Source organism: Ancylobacter sp. WKF20 (genome assembly GCF_029760895.1).
GTDB lineage: Bacteria > Pseudomonadota > Alphaproteobacteria > Rhizobiales > Xanthobacteraceae > Ancylobacter.
Genome location: NZ_CP121679.1, coordinates 4,427,702 through 4,446,393 on the forward strand (window position 1 = coordinate 4,427,702; position 18,692 = coordinate 4,446,393).

Sequence of the window (18,692 nt, forward strand, 5' to 3'; positions counted from 1 at the left end):
CGTCATGACCGACACCCGATCCGCCTCCCCGCCTGCCGGGACCAACACCGATCTCCTCGGCCTGTACCGGACCATGCGGCGCATCCGCACCTTCGAGGAGCGCGTCGGCGAACTCTTCGTGCGCGGCCTCTCCGCCGGCTCCATGCTGCATCTGTCGATCGGCGAGGAATCGGCGGCGGCGGGCGTCGCCAGCGCCATGCGGCCGGAGGACACCTTCACCACCCATCACCGCGGCCACGGCATCTTCCTCGCCCGCGGCGCCGATCCGTCGCGGATGATGGCGGAGATCGCTGGCAAGGAAACCGGCTACTGCGCCGGCAAGGGCGGTTCGATGCACATTGCCGACATGGCGCTCGGCCATCTCGGCGCCAACGCCATTGTCGGCGGCGGCATCCCGGCGGTTGTCGGGGCGGGCCTGTCGGCCAAGCGGCTGAAGACCGGCAGCGTGTCGATCGCCTTCTTCGGCGATGGGGCGATGGGCCAGGGCATTCTCTATGAGAGCATGAACATGGCGGCGCTCTGGGAGCTGCCGGTGCTGTTCGTCTGCATCAACAATCAGTACGGCATGGGCACCCGCGTCGATCAGGCGACGCGCAACGAGGCGTTCGACGAGCGCGCCCGCGCTTTCGGCCTGCAGGGCGCCATGGTCGATGGCAATGACGTGGAAGCGGTGGCCGCGACCGCCAAGGATCTGGTCGATGCCGCCCGCGCCGGCAAGCCGGGCTTTCTCGCCGTCTCCTGCTACCGCTTCTTCGGCCATGCCCGCATGGACAAGAGCCCCTACCGCGCCGAGGAAGAGGAGCTCGCCGGCCGCCAGCGCGACCCGGTGAAACATGCCCGCGCCGCCCTGCTGGAGCGGGGCCTCGCCCCGGAGAGCGCGCTCGACGCGCTCGACACCGAGATCGCCGCCGAGATGGACGCGACGATTGACTTCGCCGCCGCCTCCCCGGCGCCGCCGCTCGCCTCCATGTTCCGCGACGTGTTCGCCGTCGGCGAGCCCGAACCCGAGCCTGTCCGCACCCGGCTCGACCGCGTTCTGTCCAAGGAAATCCGCTGATGGTCCAGATCACCTACCGCGACGCGCTGCGTCAGGCGCTTATCGACGCGATGGAAGCGGATGAGCGCGTCATCGTCATCGGTGAGGAAGTCGGCCGCTATGGCGGCGCCTATGGCGTGACCAAGGGCCTGATCGACACGTTCGGCGGCGACCGGCTGATCGACACGCCGATCTCCGAGCCGGCGATCATCGGTGCCGCTGTCGGCGCGGCGATGACCGGCCTGCGCCCCGTCGCCGAGCTGATGTATGTCGACTTCCTCGGCATGACCATGGACCAGCTCACCAACCAGGCGGCCAAGATCCGCTACATGTTCGGCGGGCAGATCGGCGTGCCGATGGTGCTGCGCACGCAGGGCGGCACGGGCCGCTCCGCCGGCGCGCAGCATTCGCAGAGCCTTGAGGCCTGGGTGATGCACATGCCCGGCCTGCGCCTCGTCATGCCCGCCACCGCCGAGGACGCCTATCACCTGCTGCGCCACGCGCTGACCATGCCGGACCCGGTCGTGTTCATCGAGCACAAGGCGCTCTACACCCGCAAGGAAGAGGCCGACCTCACCACCGCGAAGCTGCCCTGGGGCAAGGCGGCGGTGCGCCGCGACGGTAAGGACGTGGTCATCGTCACCTATTCCCGGCAGGTGCATTACGCGCTCGAGGCCGCCGAGACGCTGGCGAAAGAGGGCATCGAGGCGACGGTGATCGACCTGCGCACCCTCAACCCGCTCGACATGGACACGGTGATCGCGCACGTCGAGAAGATCGGCCGGGTGGCCGTGGTCTCGGAAGGCCCGCTGACCGCTGGCGTCGCCGCCGAGCTGTCGGCGCGCATCACCGAGGAATGCTTCGACTTCCTGCACGACCCGGTGATCCGCATCGCCGGCGAGGACATCCCGATCTCCGTGTCGCAGGAGCTGGAAGCGGGCAGCGTGCCGTCCCCGGCGCTGATCGGGGACGCCGTGCGGCGGCTGCTGTCATGAGCGCCGCCATTCTCACCATGCCCCGTCTCGGCGAGACGATGGAGGAGGGGCGGATCGTCGGCTGGCTGATCGCCGAGGGCGATGCCTTCAAGCGCGGCGACCCGATCCTCGAAATCGAGACCGACAAGACCGTGGCCGAGCTGCCCGCCCTGACCGATGGCGTGCTGGCCGAAAAGCTGGTCGCGCCCGGCGACATGATCGTCGTCGGCGCCCCCATCGCCCGGCTGAAGGGCGAGGACGGCGCGAGCCCCGCGCCAGTCGCCAGCGGGCGCGTCACCCGCACCCTCGCCATGCCGCGCCTCGGCGAGACCATGGATGAAGGGCGCATCGTCGGCTGGATGGTTCAGCCGGGCGCCGCCTTCAAGCGCGGCGACGGGTTGTTCGAGATCGAGACCGACAAGACGGTTGCCGAATTTCCCGCGCTGATGGACGGCACGCTCATCGAGACGCTGGTGGAGCTCGGCTCCATGGTGCCGGTCGGCGCGCCGCTGGCGCGGGTGGAAATCGCGGCGGCCGACGCCGGGATGGAAGGCTTCCTTCCCGACGCGGCCGCGGCGGTTTCGCCCGCTCCGCCCGCAACCCCACCGGCCCCCTCCGCGCCCACTCCTGCCCCGGTGACATCGGCTTCCGTGGCGAGCGGTCATGATGCGCCCGTACCGGTATCGCTCGATCCGGCCGCACCCCGGCGCGCGACCCCCATCGCCCGGCGGCTCGCCGCGCGGGCAGGGATCGATCTCGCCAGCCTGCGCGGCACCGGCCGGCGTGGGCGCATCGAGGCGCGTGATGTCGAAGCGGCGCTGGCGGGCGGGGCTGTCGCCGCGCCGGGCGCCATCGCCTTCGATCGCCATGGCACGCCGGGCGCGGCGCGGCGGGCGCTGCTGCTGCACGGCTTCGCTGGTGACCGCACCACCTTCGCCGCCTTCGCCACCCAGCTTGGCCGCGCCGGTTATGACGTGTTGGTGCCGGACCTGCCGGGCCATGGTGCGACCGCATTGGAAGCTACCAGCGCGGCCGATCTTTCCGCGCCGCTGCCGGGCTTTCTCGCCGCGCAACGCTTCGCCCCGACCGAGATTGTCGCCCATTCGCTGGGCGCCGTCGCGGCGGTGGCGCTGGCGGAGACGCTGCCGGGCGTGCAGCGCCTCACGCTGCTCTGCCCCGCCGGGCTTGAGCTCGCCATTGATGGCGATTTCATCGCCGGCATGGCCGCGCGACCCTCACCCGGCGCGCTGCGCCATTTGCTGCGGCGCCTCACCGCCCGCCCGGCCGGGCTGTCCGATGCCGCCGTCGCCGGTCTTGCCGCGACGCTCGGTGCCGGCCGGCTCACGGCGCTCGCCGATGACGCTTTCGGTCCGGGTGGCCAGCAGGTCGACATCGTCGAGCCGCTCACCCGCCTGTCCCGGCGCATGAGCGTGCGTCTCGTCATCGGGCTGGAGGACCGCATCATCCCGTGGACGCAGGTGGCCGTGGCGCCCTCGCGGGTCGCCATCCACCTCATCGCCGGCGCCGGCCACATGCCGCATTGGGACCAGCCCGGCGAGGTTCTCGCGCTGTTTGAAGGAGATCCCGCATGAGCAGCGAGCTGAAGGAGGTTCACGCCCGCCTCGGGCATTTCGCCAAGGCCGTGCCCGAGGTCGCCGCCGGCTTTCGCCAGCTGAGCAAGGCGGCGGGCGCGGCGGGGCGCTTCACCCCGGCGCAGAAGGAGCTGTTCGCCGCCGTCTTCGGCGTGGTGCGTGGCTGTGAGGACTGCGTGGTCTATCACGTCGATGCCGCCCGCCGTCTTGGTGCCGCGCGCGAGGATCTGCTCGAACTGCTCGCCGTCGCCGTGGAAATGGGCGGCGGTCCGGCCATGGTCTACGGCGCCAAGGCGCTGAAGGCCTTTGACGACGCCAACTGACCGCACGCGATAACGGGTTGCGACGGGAGATCAACTCCCGCGAGCCTCTGGAGGAAACGATATGGCCTATGTGGTCGCCGTCGACGGCGGAACCGAGAGCCTGCGCGCCGGCGTCTATGACCCGTCCGGCGCTTGCCTCGGGCAGGCGAGCCATCCCTATGGCACGGAATTCGCGCCGGGCGCGCGCGCCGAGCAGAACCCGGAGGACTGGTGGACGGCGCTCGGCATCGCCACCAAGGCGGCGCTGGCGAAAGCCGGCGTTGACCCGCAGGCGGTGGAGGCGATCTGCCTCACCACCACCTCCTGCACCGTGGTCGCGCTCGATGCTGAGGGCAACGCGCTGCGCCCGGCGCTTCTATGGATGGATGTGCGCGCCGGCGAGGAAGCGCAGGCCGTGCTTGCCACCGGCGATCCGGCGCTGGCGGCGAACGGGGCTGGGCGCGGGCCGGTCTCGGCGGAGTGGATGATCCCCAAGGCGCTCTGGCTGAAGCGCCATGAGCCGCACATTTTCGAGCGCGCCGTCACCATCGGCGAGTATCAGGACTTCATGACCATCCGCCTCACCGGGCGGCGGGTCGCCTCGCTCAACAATGCCTCCATCCGCTGGCACTACGCCACGACGCGCGAGGGCTTCGCGGCCTCGCTGGTGACGGCGCTGGGGCTTGAGGCGCTGCTCGACAAATGGCCGCCCGAGGTCGCCGCGCCGGGGGCCGTGATCGGCACGCTCACCGCGCGCGCGGCCGAGCATATCGGCCTGCATAGCGGGGTGAAGCTCGTGCAGGGTGGCGCCGATGCGCTGATCGGCATGATCGGCCTCGGCGTCGCCAAGCCCGGCCAGCTCGCGCTCATCACCGGTTCCTCGCATCTGCAGTTCGGCGTGTCGGACCGCGAGGTGCATCACCCCGGCCTGTGGGGCTCCTATCCCGACGCGGTCTACCCGGCCCGCCACATCATTGAGGGCGGGCAGACCTCGACCGGCTCGATCCTGCAATGGATGAAGCGGCTGATGGGCGGAACGATGGACCTCGACGCGCTCAACACCGCCGCCGCGCGGCTCGAGCCGGGCTGCGACGGGCTGATCGTGCAGGACCACTTTCAGGGCAACCGCACGCCCTATGTCGACCCGCTCTCACGCGGGGCGGTGATCGGCCTGACGCTGGCGCATGGGCCGGAGCACATCTTCCGCGCCATCATCGAGGGCATCTCCTTCGGCACCCGCGCCATTCTCGACCAGATGGCGGAGGCCGGCTTCCGCTCGACCGAGCTGACGGTCGGCGGCGGGGCGACCGCCTCCGAGCTGTGGTTGCAGATCCATGCCGACACGTCGGGCCTGCCGGTCTGCGTGCCCGCCTCCAGCGCGGCGCCCTCCGTGGGCGCCGCCGTGCTCGCCGCCCATGGCGCAGGTCACTTCGCCTCCATCGACGAGGGCATCGCCGCCATGGTGCGACCTGGCCGGCGCATTGAGCCCCGCGCCCGCGAGGCCACCCGCTATGACGAGATCTACCAGCGCTACCGGGCGCTCTACCCGGCGCTGAAGAACCTTCCCGCGACGTCGACCGGGGCCGCCCGATGAACGCGTTCCGGTTGGACGGCCGGCTGGCACTGGTCACTGGCGGGGCGCGGGGGATCGGCGCGGCGATCTGCACCCGTTTCGCCAGCGCCGGCGCTCATGTCATCGTCGCCGACCGCGATGTCGCGGCGGCCGAGGCGCTCGCCGGCGCGCTGCGTGCCGAGGGCGGCACGGCTGACGCCCTCGCGCTCGACGTGACGGACCGCGCCGGTATCGCCGACGCGCTGGCGAGCCTGCGCGCACGCCACGGTGTGCCGCATATCCTCGTCAACAATGCCGGCATCGTCCGCAACGCGCCGGCGGCGGAGATGAGCGTGGAGGACTGGTCGGCGGTGATCGACGTCGATCTCAACGGCGTCTTCCACTGCGCCCAGCTGATCAGCGGCGCCATGGTGGCGGAGGGGCGCGGGGCCATCGTCAATGTGTCCTCCATGTGCGGGGAGATCGTCGTCCATCCACAGCCGCAAATCGCCTACAACGCCGCGAAGGCGGGCGTGAACATGCTCACCAAGTCGCTCGCCGTGGAATGGGCGCGCCGGGGCGTGCGGGTCAATGCGGTGGCGCCCGGCTACACCGCGACCGAGCTCACTCTCGCCGGCCGCAGCAATCCCGACTGGTTCAATGTGTGGCTCGACCGCACGCCGATGGGCCGTCTCGGCGAGCCGCACGAGATCGCCGATGCCGTGCTGTTCCTCGCCAGCGATGCCGCCAGCTTCATCACCGGCGCCGTCCTCGCGGTGGATGGCGGCTACACAGCCCTTTGAGGAGACTTCCTATGGCTTCCACCGACACCGCCCGCGTCGCGCTCGTCACCGGCGCCAGCCGTGGCATTGGCCGGGCCATCGCGCTCGGCCTCGCTGAACGCGGCTATGATCTCGTGGTGAACGACATTTCTCGTCAGGCCGAGGCGCTGGCCTCGCTGGTCGGCGAGATCGAGGCGGGCGGGCGACGCGCCCTCGCGCTCCACGCCGATGTCAGCTCCAAGGCCGAGGTGACGGCGATGGTGGCTGAGGCCATCGCCTGGGCCGGTCATGTCGAGGCGGTGGTGAACAATGCCGGCATCCTCATCACCAGCCCGGTCGCGACGCTGGACGAAGGCGTCTGGGACGCGGTGATGGACGTGAACGCCAAAGGCAGCTTCCTCGTCATCCAGGCGCTGCTGCCGCATATGCGCGCGCGCCGCTATGGCCGCATCGTCAACATCGCCTCGATCGGCGGCAAGCAGGGCGCGCCGGAGCAGGCGCATTATTCCGCCTCCAAGGCCGCCATCATGGGCTTCACCCGCGTGCTGGCGCAGGAGGTCGGCGCGGAGGGCATCACCGCCAATTGCGTTTGTCCGGGCATCATCCTCACCGATATGGGCCGCACCAATCTGGAGGATCCGGCGATCAAGGCGCGCTGGACCGCCAACACCGCCATGCGCCGCATCGGCGCGCCGGAGGATGTGGTCGGACCGGTCGCCTTCTTCGCCTCCGACGATGCCGGCTTCGTCACCGGCCAGACGCTGAACGTCGATGGCGGCATCGTCTTCGACTGAGGTGCTGAGACTGAGGCGCCGCGTTTCGCGCGACGCCTCTTGGCTACCGCTTACGGAAGGTCGGGGCTGATCTTCCAGTCGCGCAGCTTGTAGACCGTGCCGGGGCGCGGGCGCGGCGTGTCGCCGCCTTCGCGCAGGCGCCGCTTGAAGCTGTGAATGGGCGTGGCGAGGTCGTCGACCCGCACTTCCACCACGGACGGTCCGTCATAGGCGAAGGCGGCATCGAGCGCCGGGCCGAGTTCGTCGGGCTTCTCGACATAGAACCCCTTCAACCCGAGCCCGCTCGCCGCCGCCGCGAAATTGGGGTGGCAGCTCTGGCTCTCCAGCAGCGCCGACTGCACGTTCTTGAAGAAGATGTCCTGCCAGAGCTGGATCCAGCCAAGCCGGCCATTGTTCAGCACGACATTGACGACCTTCTGGTTGCGCTGCGCCTGCGTCGCCAGTTCGCCGATCGTGTAGGAGAAGGCGCCGTCGCCGGCCACGGTGACGATGCGAGTACCCGGCCGGGTCTCGGCCGCGCCGATGGCGGCGGGAATGGCATAGCCGAGCCCGCCCTGGCCGCGCGCATAAAGGAAGGAGCGGCCGGGCCGGCGCGCCGGGATGTAGTTGGCGATCCAGCCGGCGGAGAAGCTGGCGTCGGAGACGACGATATCGTCCAGCTCCAGCCGCGCCGCCACCTCGTCCATGACGCGGGCGGGATGGAGCAGAAGCTGCTCGCTTTCGATCTCCGTGCGCTTCTGTCGCTCGCCTTCGGCCTTCAGCTCGGCGATGCGCGCCGCCCAGTCGGGATGTGTCTGCGCGGGGAGGGCGGCGTTGAGGAGGGTCAGCGCCTCGCGCACATCGCCCAGCAGGGCGACGGTCGGCAGGAAGGTGCGGCCATGCTCGTTGGGGTCGCAGTCGATGGTGATGGTCGCCTGCTCGGGCAGCGGCAGGGTCCAGTTCATCGCGGTGTTCTGGCTCGCCTTGGAGCCGCACCAGATGACGAGATCGGCTTCCTTGATCAGCTCGATCGCCGCCCAGGAACCGAGTGGGTTGAGCGTGCCGCCCGCATAGCTCGCCGTCTCCGCCACCGCGCCGCGCCCGGTGAGGCTGGTCACGGCGAGGCCGCCGAGCCTTTCGGCGAAGTCGGAGGCTTGCGTGCAGGCGAGCGCCCCGTGCACGCCGCCGCCGAACACCACCGCCGGGCGCTTCGCCCGTTCGATCAGCGCCACCGCCTCGGCCACGGAGGAGGACACCGGTGCCGAGCGCAGGAACGGGGCCTGTATGGCGCGCTCATCAATGCCGATGCGGATCTCTTCCTCGTTCCACTCCGCGTCGAAGATGTCGTGCGGGATGATCAGCGCCACCGGGCCGGGGCGCGGCGAGGTGGCGACGCGGAAGGCGGTGCGGATGAGCTCGGGCAGCGCCGCCTTGGAGGGCACCAGCCAGCTGTCCTTGGTGATAGTCTTGAAGAAGGAGAGCTGGTCGAAGCCCTGAGAAGCGATGCCCTTGTCCTTCAGCGAGAGCCAGTCGAGCGGCAGCTCGCCGACAATGCCGATCATCGGCACCGAGGCGTTCAGCGCCTCGATGAAGCCGGCCGGCAGGAGATTGGCGCCGGGCCCGACGGTGACATCGCACACGCCGGGCTTGCCGGTCAGGCGCGCATAGGCGTCGGCGGCATAGGCCGCGTTGCGCTCGTCGCGCATCAGCACATGACGAATGCGGTCGGTGCGGCGGGAAATGCCGTCATGCAGCGCCGTGGTCTGCCCGCCCGGCATGCCGAACACCAGCTCGACGCCGTAACGCGCGAGCATCTCGGCCACCAGATCACCCATATGGGCCATGGAACTCTCCTTGGGATCACGAAAAGCGCGCGGTCCGCGTCGGGGCGGATCAGTGCGCGCGGGCAAGTGTCGCCTTGCTCTCTGTTTGGCATAATTCAGTTACGATTGAATTTTGTCAATGGCGAGTTTCAGTGGACATTGGCATACGCCATGAGGCATGAGCCGAGAGGTGAGCCGATGGGCAGGGGAGGGGCGGCATGGCGAAGCGGATAGAGCGTGGCGGCGCGGCGGAACGCGCGCCCGAGGACACGCAATTCGCGCTCGATCCGGTGCTGACGGCGGCCTGGCTCTATTATGAGGAAGGGCTGAAGCAGGATGAGATCGCCAGCCGCTTCGGCATCTCGCGGGCGAGCGTGTTCAACCTGCTGCAGAAGGCGCGCGACGAGGGCGTGGTCAGCGTCTCGCTCGACATCGACCGCATCCGGGCGCTGCGTCTTGCCCGCACGTTGAGCGAGGCGACGGGTCTCGCGGAGTGCTACATCGTTCCCGCCGAGGGCAATGACCGGCCGGTGGCCGAGCGCATCGCCGGGCTCGGCGCGCGGCTGCTGGAGCGGCGGATCACCGCCGACAGCGTGCTCGGCGTCGCCTGGGGGCGCACGGTCATGGCGCTCTCGCAGGCATTGGCCTCTCTCAACCTGCCGAGCACCACCATCGCGCAGATCACCGGCAGCGCCATCGGCACCTATGATTTCTCGCCGGAGCTCTGCACCTCCAACATCGCGCTGAAGGTGGGCGGGCGCTGCGTGAACATGCTGGCGCCGGGCATCGTCTCCAGCGCCGAGATGAAGCAGCGCCTGATGGTGGAGCCCATCGTCGCCCAGCATTTCGCGCTGCTGCGCGCCTGCGACATCACGCTGTTCGGGGTGACCGATCTCGGCGAGGGCACCTCGCTGATGCATAGCGGCTTCATGACCGAGCCGACGCTGGCCGATTACCGCGCCCATGGCGCCGTCGGGTTCGTCTCGGGCTACTTCTTCGATCAGGCTGGCCGTCCGGTGCTCACCGGCCTCGACGACCGGCACCTCTCCATGCCGCGCGAGGATTTCCTCGCCGTGCCCACGCGCATCTGCGTCGGCGGCGGTCCGTCCAAGGTCGAGGCGATCGCCGCCATGCTGCGGGGCGGATATGCCAATGTGCTGGTGACCGACGAGACCACCGCCCGCGCCGTGCTGGCGGCCTGAGCCGGGGCGGTCATTTCACAATGAAATGCAGCCGCGCCTGATCGGTGCGGTAGACCGCCGTGTAATACTCCACCGGCTCGTCGGTCTGCATATAGGTGACGGATTCGATGGCGATCACCGGGGAGCCGGCGGGGATTTCCAGCAGCTCCGCCTGTTCCGGCGTCGCGGTCGCCGCTTCCAGCCAGCGCTCGGCGCGCTTCATGGTGATGCCGTAGCGCCGGGCCAGCGTGTCATAGAGAGAGCGGTTGTGCATCGGCACCTGCTCGAAGCCCGGCGTCAGGCGCTGGGTGATGAAGGTGTGCACGAGAATGCGCGGCATGCCGTCGACGCTCAGCACGCGGTCGAGCGCCACCACCGGCTCCTCCGGCCCGAGACGCAGCATCTGGCGCACATGGTCGGTCGGGCTCACCAGCTCCTGCCGGAGAATCGTGCGGCTGACCGAGTGGTTGGTGTGATGCAGCTCGCCGGAGAAGCCGATATTCGAGCCGAGGAAGCCGTGATCGTCGCGCTTGGCGGCGACAAAGGCGCCCTTGCCCTGGAGCTTGTAGATCACCCGCTCGGAGACGAGCTGGTTCAGCGCCTCGCGCACCACGGTGCGGGAGACGCCCAAGCTCTCGCATAGCTCGGATTCGGAGGGCAGACGGGCATTGTCCGGCAGCTTCTCGGTGACGATCAGGTTCAGCAGCGCCGCCTTGACCTGCGACCAGAGCGGCAGGCCGGAGCCATTGCCGCGCAGGCCGTTGTCCCGCTCCGCCAGACTCCGCAGCGTCGGCAGAAGATCGGTCTCGGGGCTGGCGGAACGGCGACGCGGCTGGTTCATAAGGTCCTTTCCGGCAGAGAATGCCGCGTGGCGATCAGCGCGTCGGTGGCGACCACCTCCTCGGCGATGCGCGCCTGCGACCAGCCCAGAGCCGCACCGGCCACCGCGCCGAGTTCGGCGATGGCGGCGTGGCTCGCCTGGCCCAGCAGCGCGATCTGCGTGCGGCGAAGCACGATGTCCTCGAGCCGCACCACGCGCTCCTCGCGGGCGATGGCGGTGATCTCCTGATACGAATAGTCGGGAAGCGTCGTCAACGGAATCTCGACCGCCGGCACGATGCCCTCAAGGCGCGCGGCAGCGGCGGTGCCGTAGCGCTCGAACAGCACCTGCGCGCGGGCGGGCGTGATGCCGAAGCGGTTGGCGAGGCCGGCGATGTGGCGCTCCACATCGCGCGGCCAGTCGGCGCCGCCGCCAATGGCGAGTCCGGCCGTGCCGCGCTGCCGGGGGCGACCCAGATGCTCCAGCACCTGATCGGCGATCTGCTCGGCGCAGGCGCGGAACGTCGTCCATTTGCCGCCGACCAGCGATAGCACGGGGAAGGGGCGCCCGGCCTCCGGCGGGAAGACGCGGATCGAATGATCCCGGCTGATCGCCCCGGCAACGCCCTCGCTGGCGGGCAGCGGGCGGATGCCGGCATAGGTGTGGACGATTTCCTCACGCGCAAGCCGCATGGACGGCATGACCAGCGCCATCACCTCGAACAGATAGTCGATCTCTGCGTCCGAGCAGACGGTGTCGCCGGGATCGTCGGTCCGCAGATCCGTGGTGCCGACCAGCGCGTGGTTGTCGTCGAGCGGATAGGCGAGGCAGATGCGGTGGTCCGGGGTCTCGAAATAGATCATGCAGCCGGCGAGGCTCTCGACCAGGGCGCGGTTGCGCAGCACGAGATGCGAGCCCTTGGTGCCGCCGATCAGCCGCTCGCCAATGCCGAAGCGCCCGTCCACCTCATCGACGCGGGCGCCGGCGCAATTGACCACCAGCCGGGGAGTGACGCTGAAGCGCTCCCCGCTCAGCACGTCTTCCAGCTCGACCTGCCCGCCCTCGCGCCCGGCGACGCGCAGATAGGTGGCAGCGGCGGCGCCGGGGCAGGCGGCCTCGGCCTGTGCGACGAGTTCAATGCCGAGGCGCTCGGGGGCGGTGAGGCGGGCGTCGTAATATTCGGCGACATAGCGCGTGGCGGGCGCCAGCGCCGGCATCTCAGCACGGAACTCGCGGCGCGGCACCATGCGGTGATTGGGCATGGTCTGGTCGCGCCGGTTGAACAGGTCGTAGAGCCTGAGGCCGAGCGCCACCACGAGCGCACCCTTCGGGCCCGGTGTCTGGATCCAGCCGAAGAAACGCCCGATCGAGGCCAGCGCACCGCTGAACTGGTCGGCGATGGGCACGCGCACGCGGATCGGCCGGACGAGATGCGGCGCGTCGAGCAGCAGGCGGTTGCGCTCCTCCACCGACTCGCGGACCAGCGAGAACTCGCCGATTTCGAGATAGCGCAGCCCGCCATGGATCAGCCGGGACGAGGCGGCGCTGGTGGCGGAGCAGATGTCGCCCATGTCGACGAGAAGCGACGGCACGCCCTGCAGCGCCAGATCGCGGAACACCCCGACGCCATTGATGCCGGCCCCGATGATCAGCACCTCGGGCGCGATCTGGCCGGAGCGCAGAGCGGCGAGAATGGCGTCACGGGACTGCATGGGGCGCTCCTGTTGGGCTCGGCCGGCGGGAGTGGCGGTTCCGGCCGCCGCCCTGCCGGCAGGGTGGCTGTCATTGCGCCAACTCATAATGACAAGTGAGAACGACCATAACGGCGCTGTCCTGTCAATCCGCGCGTTTCATCGGATAAATACGCTGCATTGCATCATTTTTAGAGTGCGGTGAAAGCAGTTGACGGCCGAAGCGCCGTCGATATGATCAAACATGTAATTACGTGTTGAGCTTCGGCAAACGAAGCCGCGCCGGCTATGTTCGGCTCCTGGAGGACGCCATGAGGGAACGCCTGATCGGCATTGATGCCGGCGGGACGATGACGAAGGCCGCCCTGTTCGATCTGGACGGCCGCGAACTCGCCTGTGAACGCCGACCCAACCAGATGCTGTTTCCCGGGCCCGGCCACACCGAGCGCGATCCCGAGCGCATGTGGCAGGCGGCGTGCGAATCCATCGCCTCGGTGCTGGAGACCACCGGCACCTCGCCCGACGACGTGCTCGGCGTGTCCTGCTCGGGCTATGGCAGCGGCATCTACCTGACCGACCGCAACGGCGACCCGGTGCGGCCCGGCGTCGTCTCCACCGACAGCCGCGCCGCCGATCTAGTGGCCGAGTGGGAAGGCAATGGGCGGGCGGGGGTGACCGCCCGGCGCATCCAGCAGCGCGTCTGGCCGGGACAGGCCATCGCGCTGATGGCATGGTTCTCCAAGCACGAGCCGGAAACGGTGGCGCGCACCGAGCGCGTGCTGTTCTGCAAGGACTTTTTGCGCGGGCGGCTGTGCGGCGATTTCTCCACCGACCCGACCGATGCCGGCATCGCCGGCGCGATCGACGTGGAGCGCGGCCAATATGCCCGCGAGATGTTCCGTGATCTCGGCATCGCCGGCTGGCTCGACGTGATGCCGGAGATCGGCCCCTCCGCCGAGGTGGTCGGTCGTGTCACGCAGGGCGCGGCGCGCCAGACCGGCCTCAAGGAAGGCACGCCCGTCATTCGCGGCGTGGTCGATGTCGCCGCCGCGGCGCTGGCCTCCGGCGTGGTGACGCCCGACCGCCTGTCGATGATCGCCGGCACGTTCAGCATCAACTCGACCTTGCATGGTGAGCCCCGGCTTTCCGTGCCGCCCTTCCTGCAAATGCCCTATCCGGTCGGCGGGCAGGTGCTGGCGACCGAAGGGGCGGCGACCTCCGCCTCCAATTTCGAGTGGTTCTGCCGCGAGATCCTCGATGCCGAGGCGGCGCGCGCGCTGTCCAACGGCGCCTCGGTCTATGACGTGTGCAACGACTATGTGCGTGACGCGCTCGACCGCGAGAACGACATCCTGTTCCTGCCCTATCTGTTCGGCGGGCCGGGCGGGGCTCCGGCGGGCCTGCTCGGCCTGAAGCGCTCCGACAAGCTGGGCGACGTGCTGCGCGGCATCTTCGAGGGCATCGCCTATGCCCATCGCGTCGATATTGAGCGCCTGCTCTCGGGCTATGACGCGGCGACGCCCACGACGATCCGTCTCGCCGGCGGCGCCTCGCGCAGCGCGATCTGGGCACAGATCTTCGCCGATGTGCTCGGCTTGCCGGTCGAGGTGACCGATGGCACCGAACTCGGCGCACGCGGCGTCGCCATCGCCTCGGCGGTCGCGATCGGCGCCTACCCGAATTTCGAGACCGCCATCGAGCGCATGGTGCGGGTGCGCGAGCGCTGGGAGCCGTCGCCCGCCCAGCATGACGTCCATGACCGCAAATATGCGCGTTTCCTCGGCCTGACCCGCGCTCTGGCGCGGGACTGGCCGCCGCCTGAGCGCCGGTAGCCCTTAGGGCCCACCGGCCCCGTGCCGCGCGCGACAAGGCGTTGCGCGCGTGTGAACCGTCATGCCCCCACACCGGCGGGATGGCGAGCCGTCAGACACGTCCCCCGCAATGAGGCGCAGATGTCGTTGTCGCTCCAGCAGATTTCATTGACGGTCGGTGGGCAGGACCACCTGCGGGACATCGACCTGACCCTGGGACGGGGCACGGTCAACGTGCTGCTGGGCCCGACGCGCGCGGGCAAGACCTCGCTTATGCGCGTCATGGCCGGGCTGGATCCACCCACGTCAGGTCGTCTCATCGCCGATGGGCGCGACGTTACCGGCCTGCCAGTCAAGAAGCGCTCGGTGGCGATGGTCTACCAGCAGTTCATCAATTACCCCGCGCTCAGCGTCTACGAGAACATCGCCTCGCCGCTGCGCGTGCGCGGCGCGCCGAAGGCCGAGATCGATCGGCGGGTGCGCGAGGCCGCCGCGATGCTGAAGCTGGAGGCGCATCTGAAGAAGACGCCGCTTCAGCTCTCCGGCGGCCAGCAGCAGCGCTGCGCCATTGCCCGCGCCGTCGTCCGGCAGGCCGATCTCGTGCTGCTCGACGAGCCGCTGGCCAATCTCGACTACAAGCTGCGCGAGGAACTGCGCGAGGAATTGCCGCGCATCTTCGCCGAGACCAACGCCATCTTCGTCTACGCCACCACCGAGCCGTCCGAAGCGCTCATGCTCGGCGGCAACACTGCCTGCCTGTCGCAGGGGCGCCTGTTGCAGTTCGGCCCGGCCGTTGAGGTCTATCGCCGCCCGCTCACCCTCGCCGCGGCGCAGACCTTTTCCGACCCGCCGATGAATGTGGCCGACGCGCAGAAGCGCGACGGTCGGCTCCTTCTGCCCGGCGGCACGGTGCTGCCGGCGGAGGGCGCGCTGGCCGCGCTGGCTGATGGCCCTTACCGGATCGGCGTGCGCGCCCATCATTTGCGGCTCGCGGCGGGGGCGGGGAACCTCACCGTCACGGGAACGGTCGACGTCACCGAGATCACCGGCTCGGAGAGCTACATCCACATCCATGCCGGCCCGCTGCGCTGGGTGGCGCTGGTGGCCGGCGTTCATGAGCTCGAGCCGGGCGCGCCGATCGCCGTGCATGTCGATCCGGCCCGGCTCTTCGTTTTCGATCCCGACGGTCGCGTGGTCATCACCCCCGACGGGGCGGCCGATGGCGCAACCCCGCGCATGGGAGGCTGACATGGCCCGCATCGAACTCGTCGATCTCGCCCACGCCTACTGGACGCACGCGCAACCCTCGGACTACGCGCTGAAGCCGATGACCACCACCTGGCGGCAGGGCGGTGCCTATGCGCTGCTCGGGCCTTCGGGTTGCGGCAAGACCACGCTGCTCAACATCATCTCCGGGCTGGTGACGCCCTCGCATGGGAAGGTGCTGTTCGACGGCGTCGACGTCACCCACATGCCGACCGAGCGGCGTAATATCGCTCAAGTGTTCCAGTTCCCGGTCGTCTACGACACGATGACCGTGTTCGAGAACCTCGCCTTCCCGCTGCGCAATCGCGGGCTGGACAACCGGGCGGTGGACGCCCGCGTGCGCGAGATCGCCGGTCTGCTCGACCTCACGCCCGAGCTTGGCCGCCGGGCCCGCGGCCTCGGCGCCGATGCCAAGCAGAAGATCTCGCTCGGGCGCGGGCTCGTGCGGCCGGACGTGGCGGCGGTGTTGTTCGACGAGCCGCTCACCGTCATCGACCCCGCGCTGAAATGGGAGCTGCGCTCCAAGCTCAAGGCGCTGCATCGCGCGCTCGACGTCACCATGATCTATGTGACGCACGACCAGACGGAGGCGCTGACCTTCGCCGATACCGTCGTGGTGATGCATGACGGCGCCATCGTGCAGGCGGGGCGGCCGGATGAACTCTATGACCGCCCCGCCCACACCTTTGTCGGCCATTTCATCGGCTCGCCCGGCATGAATTTCCTGCCCGCGCAGGTCGAGGGCGCGCGGGCGCGGGTAGGCGGGGCGACGCTTCCGCTGGCGCGCGACTATCCCTCGCTCAGGGCGGCGACGAAGCTGGAGATCGGCATCCGCCCCGATCATCTCAGCCTCACCCCGGCCGGCGGCCATCCCGCCAAGCTTGAGCGCGTCGAGGATCTCGGCCGCGTGCGCTACGCCCGCGTTCTGTTCGAGGGGCGCCGGCTCGCCGCGCTGGTACCCGAGGGCGAGCCCCCGCCGAACGGGCCCGAGGTGCGCATCGCCTTCGATCCCGCGCGCATCCACGTCTATGCCGACAACCTGCTGGTGGGCGAGCCATGACCAAATCCGTCGACAACCGCGCCTGGTTTCTGGTGCTGCCGGTGTTCGCGCTGGTGGCCTTCAACGCCATCCTGCCGCTGATGACGGTGGTGAACTATTCGTTCCAGGACTCCTTCGGCAACAATCAGTTCTTCTGGAACGGCATCGGCTGGTATCAGGAGTTGCTGGACCCTTCGAGCGAGCTCGGCGGGCGTTTCTTCGACGCGCTCGGCCGCTCTGCCGCCTTTTCCCTCGGCATTCTCGCCATCGAGGTGCCGCTCGGCATCCTCGTCGCGCTCTGCATGCCGCGCGAGGGCACGCAACTCGCCATCGGCCTCGTCATTATGGCGCTGCCGCTGCTGGTGCCGTGGAACGTCGTCGGCATGATCTGGCTGCTCTACACGCGCAGCGACATCGGCCTGTTCGGCTGGCTCATCAACGCGGTCGGCATCGACTTCAACGCCACCCGCAGCGCCGCCCAGGCGTGGCTGGTGCTGGTTGCGATGGATGTCTGGCACTGGACGAGCCTTGTGGCGCTGCTCTGCTTCGCCGGGCTCAAGTCGATCCCCGACGCCTACTACCAGGCCGCGCGGATCGACGGCGCCTCGCGCCTCGCCATCTTCCGCTACATCGAGCTGCCAAAGCTTGGCCGGGTGCTGATGATCGGCGTGCTGCTGCGCTTCATGGACAGCTTCATGATCTACACCGAGCCCTTCGTGGTGACCGGCGGCGGCCCCGGCAATTCGACCACCGTGCTCTCCATCGACCTCGTCAAGATCGCCCTCGGCCAGTTCGACCTCGGCAAGGCGGCGGCGATGTCGATCGTCTACACCCTCATCGTGCTGACCGTGTGCTGGGTGTTCTACACGGTCCTCGTCACCCGCGATGGCCCGACCCAAGACAGCCCGGAGGCCCGCTCATGACCCGCCGGATCATCTTCTACGCCTATCTCGTCTGCCTGATGCTGCCGCTCTACTGGCTCATCAACCTGTCCTTCAAAGGCAACATTGAAATCTCGACGACCATGACGCTGTGGCCGAGCGAGCCGACGCTGCGCAACTACGCCATCATCTTCACCTCACCGGAATGGTTCGACGGGTTCCGCTTCTCGCTGACCTATGTCGCGCTCAACACGGTGATCTCGATCAGCGTGGCGCTGCCGGCGGCCTATGCCTTCTCGCGCTACAGCTTTCTCGGCGACAAGCACCTGTTCTTCTGGCTGCTGACCAACCGCATGGCGCCGGCGGCGGTGTTCGCGCTGCCCTATTTCAACCTGTACTCGTCCATCGGGCTGTTCGACAGCGTGTGGGCCGTGGCCCTCGCCCACTGCATCTTCAACGTGCCGCTGGCGGTGTGGATCCTGGAAGGCTTCATCTCCGGCGTGCCGCGCGAGATCGACGAGACCGCGCGGATCGACGGCTATTCCTTCCCGCGCTTCTTCGTGAAGATCTTCATGCCGCTCATCGCCAACGGCATCGGTGTCGCGGCCTTCTTCTGCTTCATGTTCTCCTGGGTCGAGCTATTGCTCGCCCGCACGCTGACCAACAGCAAGGCGATCTCCTCGATCATGACGCGCTCGGTGTCGGCCTCCGGCATCGACTGGGGCCTTCTGGCGGCGGCCGGTGTGCTGACGCTGATCCCCGGCGCGCTGGTCATCTGGTTCGTGCGCAACCACATCGCCAAGGGCTTCGCCCTCGGGCGGGTGTGAGGGAGGCCATCATGCAGGCAATCCTCGATTCCATCGCCGAGAACACGCAGTGGATGGCGTGGACCTGGCCCACCGGCCTGTTCTTCATCGCCCTTGCCATGACGCTCGCCGGGATGACCTGGCTGGCGGCCGCCCGGCCGGAAGTCGGCCGCGTCGGCGTGCTACGCTTTGCCACCACGCGCGGTGATCGCCTGTTCGTCGCGCTGCTGGGCGCGGCCTTCATCCATCTCGGCTGGATCGCGCTTGTCGGGCCCGATCTCGGCTGGGCCACCGGCCTGTCGTTTCTCTGGGCGCTGGCCGTCTTCCGCTGGGTCTGACACCCCGACGGCCCGAGCCTTCCAA

17 protein-coding genes are annotated in these 18,692 nt (G+C 69.0%); 14 read left to right on the top strand and 3 right to left on the bottom strand.

The window, feature by feature from the left end:
- The first annotated feature begins 4 nt into the window (after window positions 1-4).
- The 7 genes from AncyloWKF20_RS20405 to fabG (AncyloWKF20_RS20435) all read left to right on the top strand — a co-directional run bounded on the left by AncyloWKF20_RS20405 (window position 5) and on the right by fabG (AncyloWKF20_RS20435) (window position 7,032).
- The gene (locus tag AncyloWKF20_RS20405) at window positions 5-1,057 is read left to right on the top strand and encodes a thiamine pyrophosphate-dependent dehydrogenase E1 component subunit alpha (RefSeq protein WP_279315767.1); all 1,053 of its coding nucleotides are present in this window, start codon (window positions 5-7) and stop codon (window positions 1,055-1,057) included.
- Entirely contained in the window at window positions 1,057-2,031 is a 975-nt protein-coding gene (locus AncyloWKF20_RS20410; RefSeq protein WP_279315768.1) for an alpha-ketoacid dehydrogenase subunit beta, read from the top strand. Before AncyloWKF20_RS20405 ends, AncyloWKF20_RS20410 begins: the two co-directional genes overlap by 1 nt.
- The gene (locus AncyloWKF20_RS20415; protein WP_279315769.1) at window positions 2,028-3,602 is read left to right on the top strand and encodes an alpha/beta fold hydrolase; all 1,575 of its coding nucleotides are present in this window, start codon (window positions 2,028-2,030) and stop codon (window positions 3,600-3,602) included. The genes AncyloWKF20_RS20410 and AncyloWKF20_RS20415 overlap by 4 nt, the downstream gene beginning before the upstream one ends.
- Window positions 3,599-3,925, top strand: a complete 327-nt coding sequence (locus tag AncyloWKF20_RS20420) for a carboxymuconolactone decarboxylase family protein (RefSeq protein ID WP_279315770.1) — start codon at window positions 3,599-3,601, stop codon at window positions 3,923-3,925. Before AncyloWKF20_RS20415 ends, AncyloWKF20_RS20420 begins: the two co-directional genes overlap by 4 nt.
- Before the next feature lie 61 nt (window positions 3,926-3,986).
- Window positions 3,987-5,498, top strand: coding sequence for an FGGY-family carbohydrate kinase (locus AncyloWKF20_RS20425; protein WP_279315771.1), 1,512 nt, complete (start codon window positions 3,987-3,989; stop codon window positions 5,496-5,498).
- A complete protein-coding gene (gene fabG, locus AncyloWKF20_RS20430; RefSeq protein WP_279315772.1) occupies window positions 5,495-6,259 on the top strand; it encodes a 3-oxoacyl-ACP reductase FabG in 765 nt (254 codons plus the stop codon). The genes AncyloWKF20_RS20425 and fabG (AncyloWKF20_RS20430) overlap by 4 nt, the downstream gene beginning before the upstream one ends.
- 11 nt (window positions 6,260-6,270) lie before the next feature.
- Window positions 6,271-7,032 (top strand): 3-oxoacyl-ACP reductase FabG, encoded by a 762-nt coding sequence (gene fabG, locus AncyloWKF20_RS20435; RefSeq protein ID WP_279315773.1) that lies wholly within the window; start codon window positions 6,271-6,273, stop codon window positions 7,030-7,032.
- A gap of 50 nt (window positions 7,033-7,082) precedes the next feature.
- On the opposite strand, the gene AncyloWKF20_RS20440 is transcribed toward fabG (AncyloWKF20_RS20435), so the two are convergent.
- On the bottom strand, window positions 7,083-8,855 hold the full coding sequence (locus AncyloWKF20_RS20440; RefSeq protein WP_279315774.1) for a thiamine pyrophosphate-binding protein: 1,773 nt from the start codon (window positions 8,853-8,855) through the stop codon (window positions 7,083-7,085).
- 197 nt (window positions 8,856-9,052) lie between these two features.
- Here AncyloWKF20_RS20440 and AncyloWKF20_RS20445 point away from each other — a divergent pair, with 197 nt between their 5' ends.
- Complete coding sequence (locus tag AncyloWKF20_RS20445) at window positions 9,053-10,036, top strand: sugar-binding transcriptional regulator (RefSeq protein ID WP_279315775.1); 984 nt, start codon at window positions 9,053-9,055, stop codon at window positions 10,034-10,036.
- A 10-nt stretch (window positions 10,037-10,046) separates the two neighbouring features.
- Here AncyloWKF20_RS20445 and AncyloWKF20_RS20450 read toward each other — a convergent pair whose 3' ends face one another.
- Both AncyloWKF20_RS20450 and AncyloWKF20_RS20455 read right to left on the bottom strand, forming a co-directional pair.
- Window positions 10,047-10,856 (bottom strand): GntR family transcriptional regulator, encoded by an 810-nt coding sequence (locus AncyloWKF20_RS20450; RefSeq protein WP_279315776.1) that lies wholly within the window; start codon window positions 10,854-10,856, stop codon window positions 10,047-10,049.
- Window positions 10,853-12,547, bottom strand: coding sequence for a glycerol-3-phosphate dehydrogenase/oxidase (locus AncyloWKF20_RS20455; protein WP_279315777.1), 1,695 nt, complete (start codon window positions 12,545-12,547; stop codon window positions 10,853-10,855). The genes AncyloWKF20_RS20450 and AncyloWKF20_RS20455 overlap by 4 nt, the downstream gene beginning before the upstream one ends.
- Before the next feature lie 290 nt (window positions 12,548-12,837).
- Between AncyloWKF20_RS20455 and AncyloWKF20_RS20460 the strand changes: the two genes are divergently transcribed.
- The 6 genes from AncyloWKF20_RS20460 (at window position 12,838) to AncyloWKF20_RS20485 (ending at window position 18,667) form a co-directional block, all read left to right on the top strand.
- Window positions 12,838-14,358: a carbohydrate kinase gene (locus AncyloWKF20_RS20460; protein WP_279315778.1), complete on the top strand. Its 1,521-nt coding sequence runs from the start codon at window positions 12,838-12,840 to the stop codon at window positions 14,356-14,358.
- A 120-nt stretch (window positions 14,359-14,478) separates the two neighbouring features.
- Window positions 14,479-15,585, top strand: a complete 1,107-nt coding sequence (locus AncyloWKF20_RS20465) for an ABC transporter ATP-binding protein (RefSeq protein ID WP_279315779.1) — start codon at window positions 14,479-14,481, stop codon at window positions 15,583-15,585.
- 1 nt (window position 15,586) lies between these two features.
- Entirely contained in the window at window positions 15,587-16,663 is a 1,077-nt protein-coding gene (locus tag AncyloWKF20_RS20470) for an ABC transporter ATP-binding protein (protein WP_279315780.1), read from the top strand.
- A complete protein-coding gene (locus AncyloWKF20_RS20475) occupies window positions 16,660-17,565 on the top strand; it encodes a sugar ABC transporter permease (protein WP_279315781.1) in 906 nt (301 codons plus the stop codon). The genes AncyloWKF20_RS20470 and AncyloWKF20_RS20475 overlap by 4 nt, the downstream gene beginning before the upstream one ends.
- Window positions 17,562-18,350, top strand: coding sequence for a carbohydrate ABC transporter permease (locus tag AncyloWKF20_RS20480; RefSeq protein ID WP_279315782.1), 789 nt, complete (start codon window positions 17,562-17,564; stop codon window positions 18,348-18,350). Before AncyloWKF20_RS20475 ends, AncyloWKF20_RS20480 begins: the two co-directional genes overlap by 4 nt.
- Window positions 18,351-18,361: 11 nt before the next feature.
- Complete coding sequence (locus tag AncyloWKF20_RS20485; protein ID WP_279315783.1) at window positions 18,362-18,667, top strand: DUF2160 domain-containing protein; 306 nt, start codon at window positions 18,362-18,364, stop codon at window positions 18,665-18,667.
- Window positions 18,668-18,692 lie beyond the last annotated feature (25 nt).